Annotated in this window: 14 protein-coding genes; 12 read left to right on the plus strand and 2 right to left on the minus strand. The window is 28.3% G+C overall.

Annotation, left to right across the window (positions count from 1 at the left end):
* Nucleotides 1-1193: 1193 nt before the first annotated feature.
* On the plus strand, nucleotides 1194-2633 hold the full coding sequence (degP, locus tag FD728_RS00380) for a serine endoprotease DegP (protein WP_159933701.1): 1440 nt from the start codon (nucleotides 1194-1196) through the stop codon (nucleotides 2631-2633).
* 333 nt (nucleotides 2634-2966) lie between these two features.
* On the opposite strand, the gene dapD is transcribed toward degP, so the two are convergent.
* The gene (gene dapD, locus FD728_RS00385; protein WP_159933703.1) at nucleotides 2967-3791 is read right to left on the minus strand and encodes a 2,3,4,5-tetrahydropyridine-2,6-dicarboxylate N-succinyltransferase; all 825 of its coding nucleotides are present in this window, start codon (nucleotides 3789-3791) and stop codon (nucleotides 2967-2969) included.
* A 681-nt stretch (nucleotides 3792-4472) separates the two neighbouring features.
* Nucleotides 4473-5267, minus strand: coding sequence for a type I methionyl aminopeptidase (map, locus tag FD728_RS00390; RefSeq protein ID WP_159933705.1), 795 nt, complete (start codon nucleotides 5265-5267; stop codon nucleotides 4473-4475).
* Between the two features lie 335 nt (nucleotides 5268-5602).
* Between map and rpsB the strand changes: the two genes are divergently transcribed.
* The 11 genes from rpsB to lpxD all read left to right on the plus strand — a co-directional run bounded on the left by rpsB (nucleotide 5603) and on the right by lpxD (nucleotide 17635).
* Nucleotides 5603-6331 (plus strand): 30S ribosomal protein S2, encoded by a 729-nt coding sequence (gene rpsB, locus FD728_RS00395; RefSeq protein ID WP_159933707.1) that lies wholly within the window; start codon nucleotides 5603-5605, stop codon nucleotides 6329-6331.
* A 221-nt stretch (nucleotides 6332-6552) separates the two neighbouring features.
* Nucleotides 6553-7404, plus strand: a complete 852-nt coding sequence (gene tsf / locus FD728_RS00400; RefSeq protein WP_159933709.1) for a translation elongation factor Ts — start codon at nucleotides 6553-6555, stop codon at nucleotides 7402-7404.
* A 154-nt stretch (nucleotides 7405-7558) separates the two neighbouring features.
* Nucleotides 7559-8284 (plus strand): UMP kinase, encoded by a 726-nt coding sequence (pyrH, locus tag FD728_RS00405; protein ID WP_159933711.1) that lies wholly within the window; start codon nucleotides 7559-7561, stop codon nucleotides 8282-8284.
* Nucleotides 8285-8464: 180 nt separating this feature from the next.
* Complete coding sequence (gene frr, locus FD728_RS00410) at nucleotides 8465-9022, plus strand: ribosome recycling factor (RefSeq protein WP_159933713.1); 558 nt, start codon at nucleotides 8465-8467, stop codon at nucleotides 9020-9022.
* Nucleotides 9023-9159: 137 nt separating this feature from the next.
* The gene (gene ispC / locus FD728_RS00415; RefSeq protein WP_159933715.1) at nucleotides 9160-10362 is read left to right on the plus strand and encodes a 1-deoxy-D-xylulose-5-phosphate reductoisomerase; all 1203 of its coding nucleotides are present in this window, start codon (nucleotides 9160-9162) and stop codon (nucleotides 10360-10362) included.
* 167 nt (nucleotides 10363-10529) lie between these two features.
* On the plus strand, nucleotides 10530-11285 hold the full coding sequence (gene ispU, locus FD728_RS00420) for a (2E,6E)-farnesyl-diphosphate-specific ditrans,polycis-undecaprenyl-diphosphate synthase (protein WP_159933717.1): 756 nt from the start codon (nucleotides 10530-10532) through the stop codon (nucleotides 11283-11285).
* 16 nt (nucleotides 11286-11301) lie between these two features.
* Nucleotides 11302-12156: a phosphatidate cytidylyltransferase gene (locus FD728_RS00425; RefSeq protein WP_159933719.1), complete on the plus strand. Its 855-nt coding sequence runs from the start codon at nucleotides 11302-11304 to the stop codon at nucleotides 12154-12156.
* Between the two features lie 12 nt (nucleotides 12157-12168).
* Nucleotides 12169-13527 carry a sigma E protease regulator RseP gene (gene rseP, locus FD728_RS00430; RefSeq protein WP_159933721.1) on the plus strand — a complete coding sequence of 453 codons (1359 nt, stop codon included), beginning with the start codon at nucleotides 12169-12171 and terminating at the stop codon, nucleotides 13525-13527.
* Nucleotides 13528-13601: 74 nt separating this feature from the next.
* Entirely contained in the window at nucleotides 13602-16007 is a 2406-nt protein-coding gene (bamA, locus tag FD728_RS00435) for an outer membrane protein assembly factor BamA (protein WP_159934448.1), read from the plus strand.
* Nucleotides 16008-16108: 101 nt separating this feature from the next.
* Complete coding sequence (locus FD728_RS00440; RefSeq protein WP_236261809.1) at nucleotides 16109-16606, plus strand: OmpH family outer membrane protein; 498 nt, start codon at nucleotides 16109-16111, stop codon at nucleotides 16604-16606.
* Between the two features lie 3 nt (nucleotides 16607-16609).
* Nucleotides 16610-17635, plus strand: coding sequence for a UDP-3-O-(3-hydroxymyristoyl)glucosamine N-acyltransferase (gene lpxD / locus FD728_RS00445; protein WP_159933723.1), 1026 nt, complete (start codon nucleotides 16610-16612; stop codon nucleotides 17633-17635).
* The last annotated feature ends 211 nt before the right edge of the window (nucleotides 17636-17846 follow it).

Genomic DNA, 17846 nt, shown 5'->3' on the forward strand with positions numbered 1-17846 from the left:
AAAATTTATGTAATAATATATAATTTATAAATTAATAAATTATATAAATAAATAATCTTAAAATTAAGATAAAAAATATAGATTTTAACTATACACATATTATTTATGTGTATAATGATTAATTGAAAATATCAAAATTTTTAAAATTGGAATGTTCAATTAATTCATTTGATACATATCATATTACTGTAAATTAATTTTACTAAATAAGTGTTTATATTAGGGAAATATTAATGTTAAGTTAACTAACATAGTGATAATTATAGATATATTTAATGAATTCATGAAATAATTAAGATTATATTTAATTAAATATTAATAAATACCATATTTATGTGAAAAGTAAAAACTAAAGAAAAATTATTATTTATTTAAAGATTAATTATTTTTTTTATTTATAAATCTCTTAAATATTTTTTAGTAATCAAAAAAATATCTTTTTATATAAAAGTTTTTTATAATTATTTACTTAGTACATTAAATTTCAGTGAATTATAATAATTCTTTAAATCTTAATATAGATAAAGACTAGAAATCAGTTAAAAATAGAATATTTTTTAATTAAAATAGGTAATTTTAATGTTTAAATATGTTGATCTGAAAATTATATATATTTATTTACTTTTCTTAAAAAGACTTGTAACTAAAATATAAGCTTTATCTAGAGTACTATGTTAAATATAAAAAGTTCATTTAAATTATTCAAAATAACAGCTTCTTATTAAAGACTACTTTGGTATGAACTGAAGCGGTTAATATGTAATATTATATCATTAAAAAAATTAATAGAGTTTTATAACTCTTTATTAATACATCTATGCTGTATTTCAATTAAACTTTAATAAAGGATTATTCCCTACTGAAGTATGAGGTATCTAATTAAAATAAAGGTATTTTATATTTTAAAAATTTATAAAGAAGTGTTGTAAAGTCTATTAATAAAATATACACCTTAATGATTTAAACATAATAAGGATTAACATATGTGCTGTAGTAGGAGCATTATTATCATCCTGTATTCGATGCAAGCAGTAACATAACAAATAATTAGGATGAATATTGTATCTTGAGTAATAAATTTTACTTTAATGGATACTTACGTTTAGCTAGGAACTTAATGCTAAAAATTAAATGTTATCTTTATCAACCAATTAAAATAGTTTAGCTGTAAATTTTAAATGAGACACAAACTAATGAAAAAAAGTACAGTAATATTAAGTGCACTAGCGCTTAATTTAAGCATAGTGTTAATCCCTGTCAGTATATTTGCAATGGAGCCAATTTCTTTTTCAAATCGACCATTACCAAGTTTAGCACCTATGTTAGAAAAAGCTATGCCTTCTGTTGTCAGTATTAGTGTTGAAGGAAGAACTATAGTTAAAACACCACGTATACCACAGCAATTCCAGCGTTTTTTTGGTGAAAATTCTCCTTTTTGTCAAGATGGCTCACCATTTCAAGGTTCTCCTTTTTGCCAAGATGGCGATGATGATGATGATGATGATGATTACAGTAATACACATCAACAAAGATTCCGCGTCCTTGGTTCAGGTGTAGTAGTTAATGCAGAGAAAGGATATGTGGTTACAAATAATCATGTTGTTGATCATGCTATTAAAATACAAGTACAACTTATTGATGGACGCCATTATGATGCTAGGATTCTTGGTAAAGATCCACAATCAGATATAGCATTAATTCAACTAAAAAATGCAAAAAACCTAACTGCTATTAAGATTACTGATTCTACTAACCTACGTGTAGGTGATTATACTGTAGCAATAGGAAATCCTTATGGTTTAGGTGAAACGGTAACAGCGGGTATTATTTCTGCATTAGGTCGTAGTGGCTTAAATATAGATAATTATGAAAATTTTATTCAAACAGATGCAGCAATTAACCGCGGTAACTCTGGTGGTGCATTAGTAAATTTAAATGGTGAGCTTATTGGTATAAATACCGCAATATTAGCACCAGATGGCGGTAACATTGGTATAGGGTTTGCTATTCCTAGTTCAATGGTAAAGAATTTAATAAATCAAATGGTAGAATATGGAAAAGTAAAACGTGGTGAACTAGGAATTTTAGGTACAGAATTAAATTCTGAATTAGCAAAAGCCATGAAAGTGAATGCACAACGTGGTGCATTTGTAAGTCAAGTATTACCAAAATCTGCAGCTAGGAAAGCTGGAGTTAAAGCTGGTGATGTAATAATATCAATTAATAGTAAACCACTAAGTAGTTTTGCATCACTACGTGCTGAAGTAGGATCATTACCTATAGGTGCTAAATTATATTTAGGATTACTACGTGATGGTAAATTACTTCAGGTAAGGGTTCAATTACAACAAAGTGCTAAAGATAAGATAAAGTTATCTAAAATATATATTGGTATTGAAGGAGCCGAATTTAGTAATCCTCATAATAAATATAAAGGTTTGCGCATCGATAAAGTTAAAATTGGTAGTGCCGCTGATCGTATCGGCTTTAAAAAAGGTGATTTCATCATTTCTATTAATCAAACGCCAGTCATGAATTTAGCGACGCTGCGTAAAATTCTTAATAAAAAACCGACTGTATTAGCGATTAAGATAAAGCGTGGAGATACTCATATATATTTAATTATGCAGTAAATAATTTACTTTATTAATTCATTAACACGCTTACAGTAAAAATAAAGGTAAAAATAAACTAATTATTAAATACATTAAAATATGAAATATTTTAAGAATATTTATATTTGTTGCTTAATTTAAGATGCTATATTAATTTTCATAAGTTTACCTGTTTTTTTTACTTTCTAAAATAAAATTTACAAGGATGTATATATTAATTTACGATTATTATATTGACTGATATTTTCATTATTTTGATAATTAAATATTATGAACGAAATAACACTATTATTTATAATACTAATGATAAATATATCATACAGTAAATATTTAATTTTTAAGAAATAGTATTTAATCAAAAGAACGTAGTAAATCGTTTATACTAGTTTTACTACGTGTTTTGGTATCTACTTTTTTTACAATAACTGCACAGTAAAGACTGTAATTGCCATTTTTAGATGGTAAATTACCAGAAACAACTACTGAACCTGCCGGTATACGGCCATAATTAATTTTTCCAGTCTCACGATCATAAATTTTAGTGCTTTGACCTATATAAACACCCATAGAAATTACAGAACCTTCTTCTACTACAACACCTTCAACAATTTCAGAACGAGCACCAATAAAGCAATTATCTTCAATAATAGTTGGGCTAGATTGTAGTGGTTCCAAAACACCACCAATGCCAACACCGCCTGAAAGATGTACATTTTTACCAATTTGTGCACATGAACCTACAGTAGCCCAAGTATCAATCATACTACCTTCATCAATATATGCTCCAATATTAACGTATGATGGCATTAATACAGTATTATGAGCAATAAATGCACCTTGACGAACAATTGCTAATGGGACTACACGTAGACCTGCTTTCTTAAAATGTTCTGCATTCCAATTTGCGAACTTCATTGGTATTTTATCATAAAAACAAGTTTCATTACCTTTTATTACTTTATTTTCATTTATACGAAATGAAAGTAATACTGCTTTTTTTAACCACTGATAAGTTATCCATCTACCATTTTTTTTTTCAGATACACGAAGTTTACCTTTATCTAGCAAATAAATAACTTTATGAATAGCATCATACGTTTTATTATCAAAGTTCATTGATGTGATATTAGCACGATGCTCAAAAGCATTTTCAATAATTTTTTGTAATTGTTGCATTATTATTTCCTAAATCATAGAAAATAGATATTAATTTTAGTTTTAAATAATTTAATTTATTAAGTTTAATAGATAGGTAGGAGATATCAATAACTTGATTTTATTTTGATATTTATGCTAGTTAATAATATATTTAAACCTAAAATTATATAAATAATCTAATAATTTTTATAAAAAATATATTTATATTAATAATATATTTTATATCAAAAAAATATATTATTAATATTTTTAATAATAAAAATTTATATATTTAAAATAAAAAAATAGTAATTTTTATTCTTATATTAGTCTGTAATTGTAAATTAAGTAGATATATAATTATCTATTATATAAATAACAAAGACAAATTTTGCTATAAATTACAATTTCAATATGTTTTATTTAAATATTTTTTTATAATCTGATATAATTTAATCTCAATTTAATTATATGTTAAATAATATATATCCTTCATGAAGGATAATAAAGTTAGTTATAAGCATATAGCATTAAAAGTAAAATTATTGAACATATGAAAAATATATATTCTATGTTAGTAGAGATTTACCTAAAATTATAGTTACTTTATAAACTTATAATTGTAATAAAAAAAATATTTAAATTTTTTTATAAAAACATTGTTTCTTCAAAATATAATTTTTAAATCATATATATAATTTAAACTTACTTTTACTATAATTAAATAACGTTTTTTAGAACTGCTGGAATAGTCTCTTCTGCACGTAGAGTAAAAATTTCACATCCACTTTCTGTTACTAAAATGGTATGTTCGTATTGAGCAGATAAGCTACGGTCTTTTGTTTTTACTGTCCAACCATCTTTCATTATACAAATTTGGTAATTTCCTATGTTAACCATTGGTTCAACGGTAAAGGTCATACCTGCTTGTAATATTACACCACCATCATCTGCATCATAATGCAATATCTGAGGTTCTTCGTGAAAATTTTTACCTATACCATGGCCACAATACTCACGTACTACAGAAAAATTTTGAGATTCAACATGTTTTTGAATTATAAAACCTAATTCACGTAAACGAATTCCAGGTTTTATTAAATGTAATGCTATATAAAGGCTTTCTTGAGTAACTTGACACAATTTTTTGCTCATGAAAGTAGGTTGTCCAACAATAAACATTTTTGAAGTATCACCGTAATATTCATCTTTAATAACTGTGACATCTATATTAACAATGTCTCCATCTTTTAGAATATGTTTATCACTTGGAATACCATGACATACTACTTCATTTACAGAAATACAAACAGATTTTGGAAAGCCATGATAACCAAGGCAAGCTGAAGTTGCATGTTGTTTATTAGTGATATGTTCATAACAAACACGGTCTAAATCATTTGTAGTAACATTAGGAACAACATACGGACCAATTATTTCTAATACTTCAGCAGCTAAACGTCCTACAACGCGCATTTTCTGTATTTCTTCAGGTGTTTTAATTAAAATAGTCATAAAATTAATCCGCAATTACTTAATACTAAAATAGTAAGATTTTTTGTATTATATATATAATCAATAATGTGCTATCAACTTAGAATACTTTTAAGTTTTTAGCGTTAACAATTATTGGTTTGTTTATAAACATTATGGTATAAACGCGCTAACGGTTTTTAATCATTTTATATTATTTATTTTATAAAATCTAAAAACTGTATAAATATTTTATTAGTAATTAATAATATACTCAAGTATACATGTATCGATACGTATGGCACGATGTTTCGAAAAAAATCGTTTGTATAAGTTACATGTACAATAAAATCCTAAAATAAAAGTATGAGGTAATCATGGCAACTTTCTCCATGCGCGATATGCTTAAAGCTGGTGTTCATTTTGGTCATCAAACTCGTTATTGGAATCCGAAAATGAAACCATTCATATTCGGTACACGTAATAAAGTTCATATTATTAATCTTGAAAAAACTGTCTTGATGTTTAATTTAGCTTTAACTGAATTAAATAAAATAGCTACTTATAAAGGAAAAATTCTCTTTGTAGGTACTAAACGTGCGGCTGCTTTAGCTATAAAAGATTATGCATTAAGTTGTAATCAGTTTTTTGTTAACTACCGTTGGTTAGGTGGCATGTTAACTAATTGGAAAACAGTTCGTCAATCAATCAAACGTCTTAAAGATTTAGAAAAACAATTTCAAGATGGTACTTTTAATAAATTGACTAAAAAAGAAGCTTTGATACGCAATCGTGAAATGGCCAAATTGGAAAACAGTTTAGGTGGTATTAAAGATATGGGTGGTTTACCAGAAGCGTTATTTGTTATTGATGTAGATCACGAACATATTGCAATTAAAGAAGCAAATAACTTAGGTATTTTAGTCTTTGCTATTGTTGATACTAACTCTAATCCAGATGGAGTTGATTTTGTTATTCCAGGTAATGACGATGCAATACGTGCTGTAAGCTTATATCTAACGGCTGTTTCACAGACAATACGTGAAGGTCACTTAAAACAAAATATTTCTGATTATCATCAAACTAAAGAAGTATCCTTAAGATAATACTGCTAAAAATATTGATGAATATAATTTTCTTTGTTTAAAATCCCTTAAAATTAAATTATATGTATAAAATTTAAAGTAAGTTTTTTAATGTAGATTTATTTATTTCATCTACTGAATTTGCTTCAATCATAGTTAGCATTATAAAGAACAAATTTTTTATAATTTTTTTATAATGTAAAAATATATAAAAATAATTAATATAAATCGAGGATTTTAGAATGGCTGAAGTTACTGCTGCATTAGTAAAAAAATTGCGTGAACGTACTAGCGCAGGAATAATGGATTGTAAAAAAGCATTAATTGAATCAAATGGTGATATAAAACTAGCTATTGATAAAATGCGAAAATCTGGTGCAATCAAAGCAGCTAAAAAATTAGGTAATATTACTGCTAATGGAATAATAAAAACTAAAATTGCTAACGGTTATGCAGTAATTTTGGAAATTAATTGTCAGACTGATTTTGTATTAAAAGATAATAGTTTTAAAGCTTTTATTGATAGAGTTTTAAATGTTGCCGTTCACCAAAAAATCAGTGATATAGAATATTTAAAATCCTATTTTGAAGAAGAACATATTGCATTAGTTGCAAAAATTAGTGAGAACATCAATATTCGCCGTATTGCTATTTTAGAAGGTATTGAACTAAATAGTTATGAACATGGTACACGTATTGGCGTTTTAGTTTCTACTAAAAATGCAAATAAAGAATTAAGTAAACAAATTGCAATGCATATTGCAGCTAGTAAACCAGAATTTATAAAACCAGAAGATGTATCTAATGAAGTACTTGAAAAAGAATACCAAGTTCAGTTAGATATTGCTATGCAATCTGGAAAAAACAAAAAAATTGCAGAAAAAATGGTTGAAGGTCGTATGAAAAAGTTTATTGGAGAAGTATCTTTAAAAGGTCAAATCTTTGTTATTAATCCAAGTAAAACAGTTGGTCAAGCACTAGAAGAAAAGAATGCTGATGTCCTTAATTTTATTCGTTTTGAAATAGGTGAAGGTATTGAAAAAATTGAGCCTGATTCTGTAATAAAATCTACTGCTTTATTTACACACGCTTAATTTTTAAAAGAACTGCAAAAAGCAGTTCTTTTAAATGATGTTTTTGGTTTGATATTTTTTAGTTTCATTTCAATATTTTTCTTGCTTATTTAAACGGATAATAAATTAGATTTAATTTTTTATTTATCATATCAGCTAGGAAGAATGTATTACTATGGCCACCAAGGCAAAGCCTGTATATCATCGTATCTTACTAAAATTAAGTGGTGAAGCACTGCAAGGTAATAAAGGTTTTGGTATTGATGCTATTGTGCTTGACCGTATAGCACAAGAAGTTAAAGAACTGGTTGAGCTAGGAATTCAAGTTGGTATAGTTATTGGTGGAGGTAATTTATTTCGTGGTTTGGGATTAGCACAAGCAGGAATGAATCGTGTTGTTGGTGACCATATGGGTATGTTGGCAACAGTAATGAATGGTCTAGCTATGCGTGATGCTTTACATCGTGCATATGTTAATGCAAGATTGATGTCTGCTATTCCATTAAATGGTGTATGTGATAACTATAGCTGGGCAGAAGCAATTAGTCTATTACGTAATAATCGTGTTGTAATTTTTTCTGCTGGTACTGGAAATCCTTTTTTTACTACTGATTCTGCTGCTTGTCTTAGAGGTATTGAAATTAAAGCAGATGTAGTACTGAAGGCTACTAAAGTTGACGGAGTATATTCTTCTGATCCCGTACAAAATCCAGATGCAACATTATATGTTAAATTAACTTATTCTGAAGTGCTAGATAAAGAACTTAAAGTAATGGATTTAGCTGCCTTTACACTAGCACGAGATCATAAACTACCAATTCGAGTATTTAATATAAATAAACTTGGTGCATTACGTCGTATGGTAATGGGTGAACTAGAAGGTACTTTAATTACTCATTAATAATTTAAAATATAAAAAATAAAAATCTATTTTTAATAAGACTATGATTAATAAATTTATCTTTTATTTCTTAACCATTATACTTTAGCATTATATAATATGAACTCATAAAAATTGATTTTATCAATTCCATTTTCATTGGAAAATGGCTAGTAATAAATTAAATGTAAGGCTTTTAACGTGATTAATGATATTAAAAAAGATACTGAAAAACGAATGGATAAATGTTTAGAATCATTAAAAATAAACATGAAAAAAGTACATACTGGTCGAGCTTCACCTTCAATGCTTGATGGTATTATGATTGAGTACTACGGCACATTAACTCCTATTCGCCAATTAGCTAACATTATTATAGAAGATCCACGTACTCTTAGAGTTAATATTTTTGACAGATCATTAAGTCCTTTAGTCAAGAAAGCGATCATTTCATCTAATCTTGGCCTTAATCCAAATTCTGATGGTCATGATATACGTATTCCTTTACCTACATTAACTGAAGAACGCCGCAAAAATTTAGTAAAATTTGTTCGAGGAGAAGCAGAATCATGCCGTGTTTCTTTGCGTAATATTCGCCGTGATTCCAATGATAAGATTAAAGAATTATTAAAACATAAAGCAATTAGCGAAGATGAAGAGCATCGTATGCAAGAAGAGATACAAAAAATAACAAATAAAAAAATCAAATATATTGATAGTGAACTAGTAAATAAAGAAAAAGAATTAATGGATTTTTAATTGTACCAATGTATATTTAGCAATTAATTTTTTTGAAGTATTTAGCAATATTATATTATATCTACGGTAATTTGGTATCTATAACTTCATTTGGTATCTATAACTTCAATAGAGATAGCTTATGAAAGAGATATGTTATGAAGCGATTAACTCTACTTGGATCTACTGGATCAATTGGTACTAGTACTTTAGCAGTGGTAGCAGCAAACAAGAATTATTATGCTGTTACAGCTTTAGTTGCCGGTAAAAATGTAGCATTAATGACACAACAGTGTAAGCAATTTCAACCGCGCTATGCAGCGATGTTAGATGAATCATCTGCTAAGGAACTACGTACTAAGTTACAAGAAATTAATGTTCGTACTGAAGTATTTTACGGTGTTCAAGCTGCTTGCGAACTTACAGTGCTTGATGAAGTTGATATAGTTATGGCTGCTATTGTTGGTGTTTCTGGTCTACAACCAACACTTGCTGCCATTTGCGCCGGTAAAACTGTAATGCTATCTAATAAAGAATCACTTGTTACATGTGGTCGTTTATTTATGGAAGCTGCACGTCAATATAAAGCTCAATTACTACCAGTGGATAGCGAACATAATGCTATTTTCCAAATTTTACCTTTATCTGTACAACAACAGTTAGGGTATGCTAAATTAAAAGAAAATGGTATTGACTCAATTCTTCTTACAGGTTCTGGTGGTCCTTTTCGTGACATTCCACTTACTGATTTAACTAGCGTATCTCCAGATCAAGCTTGTACACATCCTAATTGGTTAATGGGACGTAAAGTTTCCGTTGATTCAGCTACAATGATGAATAAAGGTCTTGAATACATTGAAGCTCGTTGGTTATTTAATGCTAGTGATACTCAAATAGAAATATTAATTCATCCCCAATCAATTATTCATTCTATGGTGCGTTATTGCGATGGTAGTGTACTAGCACAATTAAGTTTACCTGATATGCGTACACCAATTGCATACAGCATGGGATGGCCTACCCGCATCAATTCAAGAGTAACGCCAATTGATTTTACACAAATAAAAGCTTTGACTTTTACTAAACCAAACTATAAACAATATCCGTGCCTTAAATTAGCTATAGAAGCTTGTTTAGCAGGTCAAACAGCAACTATTGTATTAAATGCAGCAAATGAAGTAGCAGTTGCAGCTTTTTTACAAAGACAAATTCGTTTTGTTGATATTGCAGCCATTAATCAAGAAATTCTTAATTCCCTTACATATAAAGAGCCAACCAATATTGAAGATGTAATGGAGATAGATCGACTTGCTCGGCTTTATACTAATAAATTACTAACACGATTTAGTTTAGTAAATTGAATGTACTCACTATTTGTTCCCTCAAAGAAAAATGTTATAATTGCTTATTATTTAATAACTCAAAATTATTTTGAAATAGTCCGTCATATTAGACGGATTAAATTTTACTGCAAGCATAATGTATTCAGAATAATATTTTCTTTCTAATGAAGGAATTATTACGCGTTATGTCGTTCAACGAACCTAATCGTCTTGATAATGAACAATATTGTATGCCACGGCATGTTGCCATTATTATGGATGGTAATGGTCGTTGGGCAAAAAATCAGGGTAAAATGCGTATTTCGGGCCATAAAGCTGGAGTAAAATCAGTAAGACGTGCCGTTAGTTTTGCTATCCACCATAAATTAGAAGCTCTTACACTTTATGCATTTAGCAGTGAAAACTGGAGTAGACCAATACAAGAAGTGACAGCTTTAATGGAATTATTTGCTTGGGCTCTTGATCGAGAGATCAAGAGTTTAAATAAGCATAATATATGTTTACGGGTTATTGGTGATACAGGCCGTTTTAATAACTATATTCAGGATCGTATTCGTATTGCAGAAGAAATCACCCAGCAAAATAATGGATTGACCTTGAATATTGCGGCTAATTATGGTGGACGTTGGGATATTATTCAAGGTACCAAGAAACTTGCAGAACAAGTTAAAGAAGGTTTATTACGGCCAGATCAAATTACTGAAGCAAGTTTAGCTTCGTATTTATGTATGCAAGAATTAGCTCCTGTAGATTTAGTAATCAGAACTGGAGGAGAGCATCGAATTAGTAATTTTTTACTATGGCAAATTGCTTATGCTGAGTTTTGGTTTACTGATATTCTTTGGCCTGATTTTGATCAACATGTTTTTGAAAGTGCACTACATGCTTTCTCTCTTAGAGAGAGACGTTATGGAGGTATTTCACTAAATATACATGATTAATTTTGGAGATTAATCTTTGCAAAATCGTTTAATTACAAGTCTTATTTTAATATTTTCAATAATAATTTTATTGTTTTTTATATCACTATCAAGTTTTGCAATAATAACTATAATTATTTGCATGTTTGCTACTTATGAATGGGGACAATTAGCTGGAATTAAAATGCATAAACAACGTATCTTACTTACTACAATGCATGGCTCATTATTATATCTATTGCTAATTTTTTTACTTCAACCTAATCAATATAATCTTTATCAGTTCCAAATTAAAAGCATATTTTTTGCATCACTAGGATGGTGGTTTATAGCATTAATTTTAATGATTTTTTATCCTAGTTCTGCAACCATGTGGCGTAGCTCACGTTTCTTGCGTTTGTTATTTGGCATGTTTACGTTGATCCCATTTTTTGTAGGTATTATTGAGCTTCGTCAATATAAATATAATATTGATAGTTCTTTAGGAGCATGGTGGTTATTATTTGTAATGTTAATTGTATGGAGTATAGATACTGGATCTTATGTATTTGGTAAATTTTTTGGCAAATATAAATTAGCTGTAAAAATTTCACCTAATAAAACATGGGAGGGTGTATTTGGTGGTGTAATTTGTTCTTTAATAGTTTCTTGGTTATTTGCAGTTCTATCTCCATTGCACATGAAGCCTAGTATATTAACTATGTATACATTAATTATTATGATCGCTGCAGTAATTGGTGATCTTACTGAAAGTATGTTTAAACGAGAAGTTGGTATTAAAGATAGTAGTAAATTAATTCCTGGACATGGGGGTATTCTTGATCGTATTGATAGCTTAACAGCTGCTATACCGTTGTTTATTTGTTTAATAATAATACTTAACATAATTTAATAATGAGCATTAATGTTAATCAATATAATATGGAATTATATATTTTTTATTTTAGCACTTATTATTTTAAGTACTGTACATGAATTTGCACATTTTAAGATAGCTCGACTTTATGGTGTTCATGTTGAATGTTTTTCAATTGGTTTTGGCAAAAAGATATATAGCTACAAGGATTCTCGAGGTACTGAATATATTATTGCGTGGATTCTATTTGGTGGTTACATTAAAATGCTTGAAGGATATAAAGAAAATTTATCTATTAAACTATACCGTCAAACATTTAATAGTAAAACAATATTACAACGAGCTACTATTATTTTTGCTGGTCCTATAGCAAATTTACTCTTTGCAATTTTTATATATTGGGGATTATTTATCTATGGAATACCTCATGTTCGGCCAGTAATTGGAGAAGTTATAAATGGATCTATTAGTGCTAAAGCACAAATCACACCTGGTATGGAAATTAAAGCTATCGATGATATTGAAACACCTGATTGGAATTCAATATACATAGCATTAATAAGTAAAATAAATTCTAAAAAAGTAATTTTTACAGTATCACAATCTATTAAAAATATTACAATCACGAAAAAAAAAGAATTAAATTTAAAAAATTGGCGATTTAATTCAGAACAACAGGATTTATTACGTACTTTAGGTATAACACCTTTAAGTCCAAAAATTAAAACAACTTTGGCAAATGTCCAAGAAAATTCACCAGCAAGTATTGCTGGTTTACGAGCCGGGGATATAATTGTTGCAGTAAATAATAAACCTTTAAATGATTGGCAAACTTTTGCAAAACAAGTATTAAATAATCCTGGTAAAAATATGTTATTAACAATAAATCGTAGCGGTCAATTTTACAATATAAAATTAATTCCAAAAGCAAAAAAAGAAAATCCAGCTAAAGGTTTTGTAGGTATAATACCGTGTATTATACCAATTCCAGATCACTATAAAATAGTAAAACAATATGATTTTTTTACTGCTCTTAATAAAGCTAGTATGAAAATTTTTCAATTGATGAAATTAGTAGTATCTGTAATTAGCAAACTATTATTAGGAGATATAAAATTAGATAATCTTAGTGGACCTATTTCTATTGCGCAGAGTGCTGGATTGTCAGCAAAATATGGAGTAGTTGATTATTTGATATTTCTAGCGTTAATTAGCGTTAACTTAAGTATCATGAATCTCCTTCCTCTACCAGTATTAGATGGTGGACATTTACTTTTTTTAGTCTTTGAAAAAATTAATGGTAGACCAGTGTCCAAACAAGTTCAAGCTTTTAGTTATCGTATTGGCTTACTTATGTTAATACTATTAACTGGGCTTGCATTTTTCAATGATTTTTCACGGTTGTAATAACTGAAAGTAAATAGGTATAAAATGTGTTAGAAAAATGCATAATAAAAAAAGCGATAAAAAAAATATTTATAATGTCGATATTACTTAGCAGCACTGTTGTTTATGGTGCAAAAGGTTTTATTTTAAAAGAAATTAATTTTGAAGGTTTACAAAGAGTTAGTGTGAATACAGCTCTTTTACGTATACCAGTAAGCATCGGTGATACCGTATATAATAGTGATATTAGAAAAATTATTCTTTCACTTTTCTCTACTGCTAATTTTAACGATATACAAGTTTTTCGTGAAAACAATTCATTAACTATAAAAGTTAATGAACGAAAAATTATTGCTAACATTAGTTTGATTGGTAATAAAGTATTTAAAGAAAAACAGTTAAAACAAATTCTTGAAGGTTTAGGATTACGCGTAGGAGAACCAATTAATTATAGTATACTTTCTTCTATTGAAAAGGGATTAGAAGATTTCTATTATAATATAGGAAAATATAATGCAACTGTTAAGTCAGTAGTTAAAAATAAAGCATATAATGGTGTCGATGTTCAATTAATATTTCGAGAAGGAAAAAAAGCAAAAATACAACAAATTAATATTCTGGGTAATAAAGATTATAGCTCTAAAAAATTACGTTCTAATTTTAAATTACATGATAAATCATCATGGTGGAATATTATAAATATTCATAGTTTTTATAAACAAAAATTATTAGATGATCTTATAGGAATGCAAGATTTTTATTTAAATAATGGATATATACGTTTTGCTATTAATTCTACTCAAATGAACTTAACAACTGATAAAAAATACCTTTATATCAGTATTAATATTCATGAAGGTCAAAAGTATAAAGTTTTGAATGTAATTTTAAATGGTGATCTAAATGATTATCGTAAAGAAATAAAAAAATTAATTAATATTTCATTTGGTGAATTATATAATAAAGATAAAATCATTGATATAGAAGAAAATATCAAAAAAACATTAGGGAATTATGGCTACGCTTATCCTAAAATAAATATTGAATCTAAAATTAACGATAAGTATAAAACTGTTATTCTTTATATGAATATTGATATTGGTCAGCGATATTATGTACGTAAAATACGTTTTGAAGGTAATAATGTTTCTAAAGATGAGCTATTACGTCGTGAAATGCGTCAATTAGAAGGTGCTTGGCTATGCAATAATCTAGTTGATAAAGGGAAAAAACGTTTAGGACGTACAGGTTATTTTGAAAAAGTTGATGTAGATATGCAATCTGTACCAGGAACTTTGGATCAAGTAGATATAATATATAAAATTAAAGAACATAATACTGGTAATTTGAACTTCGGTATTGGATATGGTTCTGAAAGTGGATTAAATTTTTTAATAGGGGCCATGCAATATAATTGGTTAGGTACAGGTAATGCAATAGGTATAAGTAGTACAAAAAATAATTCCCAATTGTATACTGATTTATCATTTAATAATCCTTATATTACAGTTGATGGTATAGGTTTTAGTAGTAAATTATTTATTAATAATTATAAACCAGATACCCTAAATGTCTTAGATTATACTAATCAAAGTTATGGTATAAATGAAACTTTTGGATTTCCTATTAATGAAAATAATACATTACGTACAGGATTAGGTTATGTACGTAATAACATTGCAAATATGCACCCACAAATAGCAATATGGCGTTATCTTAATTCAATTGGATATCATTATGGTAATGATTATGATGCTAATAAAAAATACGACCTATTAACTCGTGAATTTATCTTTAATTACGGTTGGATCTATAATAACTTAGATCGTGGATTTTTCCCAACTAGTGGTAAGTATATTAATTTTTCTAGTAAATTTACTATTCCAGGTTCCGACACTTTATTTTATAAAAATATTTTAGATATACAGCAATATATACCATTGAATTCAGATGGTACTTGGGTTCTTTTAGGGCATGGTCATGTAGGTTATGGAAATGGATTTTATGGACAAGAAATGCCTTTCTATGAGAATTTTTATAGTAATGCATCCACAAATATTATCCGTGGTTTCAGTCCTAATGCTATTGGTCCAAAAGCTATTTATATACAAAAAAATAAATTACCAAATTGTCATAAAGTTAATAAGACTTATTTTTGTCAATCTAATAACGCCGTAGGCGGTAATGCTATAGCTGCTGCTAGTATTGAATTAATTATACCAACTCCATTTATGGGCGATGGTGATTCTAATGGCATACGTACTTCTATATTTATGGATGCAGGAACAATTTGGGATACTAAGTGGGAGAATAACATAGACAGCTATACTGCAAAAATTCCTGACTATAGTGATCCTACTAATATTCGTGTATCTATTGGTGTAGCACTACAATGGATATCACCTGTAGGACCGTTAGTTTTTTCATTTGCATATCCATTAAGAAAACTTGAAGGAGATAGATTAGAACAATTTCAATTTTATATTGGTAAAAATTGGTAATAAGTTTAAATGTTTATTAAGAACAAGCGCATTATTTTAATAATAGTAGACTAATGCTAGTAGCATAAAGATTTATATAAAGTAATAAAAAGGAGTTTATAGTGAAAAAATATTTATTTATTACTGTAACACTAAGTTTTTTCCTAATAGCTTTAGATGTACAAGCTTCTGAAAGAATTGCTGTGGTAAATATGTCTAATATTTTTGAACAATTACCTCAACGTACGGTTGTTGCTCAACGACTAAAAGATGAATTTGAAAATCGTGTTACTGATTTAAAAAACCGTGAACGAGAATTACAGCATAAAATACAAAAACTACAACGTGATAGTTCTACTATGAAAGCTAGTGATCGTAATCGTATTGAAAAAGAGATTATAGTGCAACGTGAAAGACTTTCTAGTAAAGCCCAAGCTTTTAATCAAGATAATCATCGACGTCAAATAGAAGAACGTAATAAATTGCTTAAATATATTCAGAAAGCAGTAAAGAAAGTGGCTGATAGTAAGGGCTATAATATTGTTATTGATACTAATGCTATAGTTTATATTTCAACTATAAAAGATATTACTGATGATGTACTAAAACAGGTTAAATAATCAATGTTATCAATTAAACTGGCTGATTTAGCTGAGTATTTAGATGCAAAATTGTATGGTGATGGAGATATCACTATCTTTGGAATTGCTTCTATACAATCAGCTATACTTGGTCAAATTACTTTTTTTGCTAATAGCCGTTATAGGGAACAGCTTGCTAATGTAAAGGCCTCGGCTGTAATACTAAAAGAGGTAGATCTAGAATTTTGCCATACAGCTGCATTAGTAGTAAAAGATCCTTACTTAACTTATGCTCGTATTGCACAATTATTAGATACAACGCCACAACCAGCACAAAATATTGCACCTAGTGCAGTAATAGATTCAACAGTTAAACTAGATAAAAATATTGCTATAGGAGCTAATGCAGTTATCGAATCTGATGTTGAACTATGTGATAATGTGGTAATTGGTGCAGGGTGTTTTATTGGAAAAAAGACATACATTGGTCGTGGTTCACGATTATGGTCTAATGTAACAATTTATCATGAAATTAAAATTGGTGAAAATTGTCTCATTCAATCTGGTGCTATTATCGGTTCTGATGGTTTTGGATATGTTAATGATTGCGGTAAATGGGTAAAAATTCCACAACTAGGAACTGTAGTAATAGGAAATAAGGTGGAAATTGGTGCTTGTACAACCGTTGATCGAGGTACATTAGATAATACTTTGATAGGTAATGGTGTTATTATAGATAATCAATGTCAAATTGCACACAATGTTATAATTGGAGATAATACTGCAATTGCTGCTGGTGTTATCATGGGTGGTAGTTTGAAGGTTGGTCATCACTGTATGATTGGCGGAGCCAGTGTTATTAATGGACATATGGAAATTTGTGATAAGGTTACAATAACCGGTATGAGTATGGTTATACGTGCAATTACAGAACCTGGAGTATATTCATCTGGTATTCCATTACAACCTAATAAAATTTGGCGGAAAACAGCATCTTTACTTATGAATATAAATAATATGAATAAACGTTTAAAAAAAATAGAACGTAAACTTAATGAACATGATTAAAATGTTTTATTATAATATTAAGTTCTTTAGATTTCTTATATAGTATCATATACTACTAATTTTTTTATATTTTTGGAAAACTGAACAAGCACAGCAACAGAGTAGGTATTTGTAATTGAGAAAACTAAACTCTATTCAATTAATCTTTGATCTATAACAGATCATTTTAATCGATGCGGATTCTTGTATTGTTATCATGATATTTTTTATA

The organism is Pantoea sp. Aalb (assembly GCF_009829985.1).
In the GTDB taxonomy this organism is placed as follows: Bacteria; Pseudomonadota; Gammaproteobacteria; order Enterobacterales; family Enterobacteriaceae; genus SZZU01.

Bases quoted from the DNA above. Each gene is read 5' to 3' on its own strand.
- tsf (WP_159933709.1), top strand. From the start codon at position 6,553: ATGGCTGAAGTTACTGCTGCATTAGTAAAAAAATTGCGTGAACGTACT.
- dapD (WP_159933703.1), bottom strand. From the start codon at position 3,791: ATGCAACAATTACAAAAAATTATTGAAAATGCTTTTGAGCATCGTGCT.
- rpsB (WP_159933707.1), top strand. From the start codon at position 5,603: ATGGCAACTTTCTCCATGCGCGATATGCTTAAAGCTGGTGTTCATTTT.
- map (WP_159933705.1), bottom strand. From the start codon at position 5,267: ATGACTATTTTAATTAAAACACCTGAAGAAATACAGAAAATGCGCGTT.
- ispC (WP_159933715.1), top strand. From the start codon at position 9,160: ATGAAGCGATTAACTCTACTTGGATCTACTGGATCAATTGGTACTAGT.
- lpxD (WP_159933723.1), top strand. From the start codon at position 16,610: ATGTTATCAATTAAACTGGCTGATTTAGCTGAGTATTTAGATGCAAAA.
- ispU (WP_159933717.1), top strand. From the start codon at position 10,530: ATGTCGTTCAACGAACCTAATCGTCTTGATAATGAACAATATTGTATG.
- pyrH (WP_159933711.1), top strand. From the start codon at position 7,559: ATGGCCACCAAGGCAAAGCCTGTATATCATCGTATCTTACTAAAATTA.
- bamA (WP_159934448.1), top strand. From the start codon at position 13,602: ATGTCGATATTACTTAGCAGCACTGTTGTTTATGGTGCAAAAGGTTTT.
- degP (WP_159933701.1), top strand. From the start codon at position 1,194: ATGAAAAAAAGTACAGTAATATTAAGTGCACTAGCGCTTAATTTAAGC.
- rseP (WP_159933721.1), top strand. From the start codon at position 12,169: ATGTTAATCAATATAATATGGAATTATATATTTTTTATTTTAGCACTT.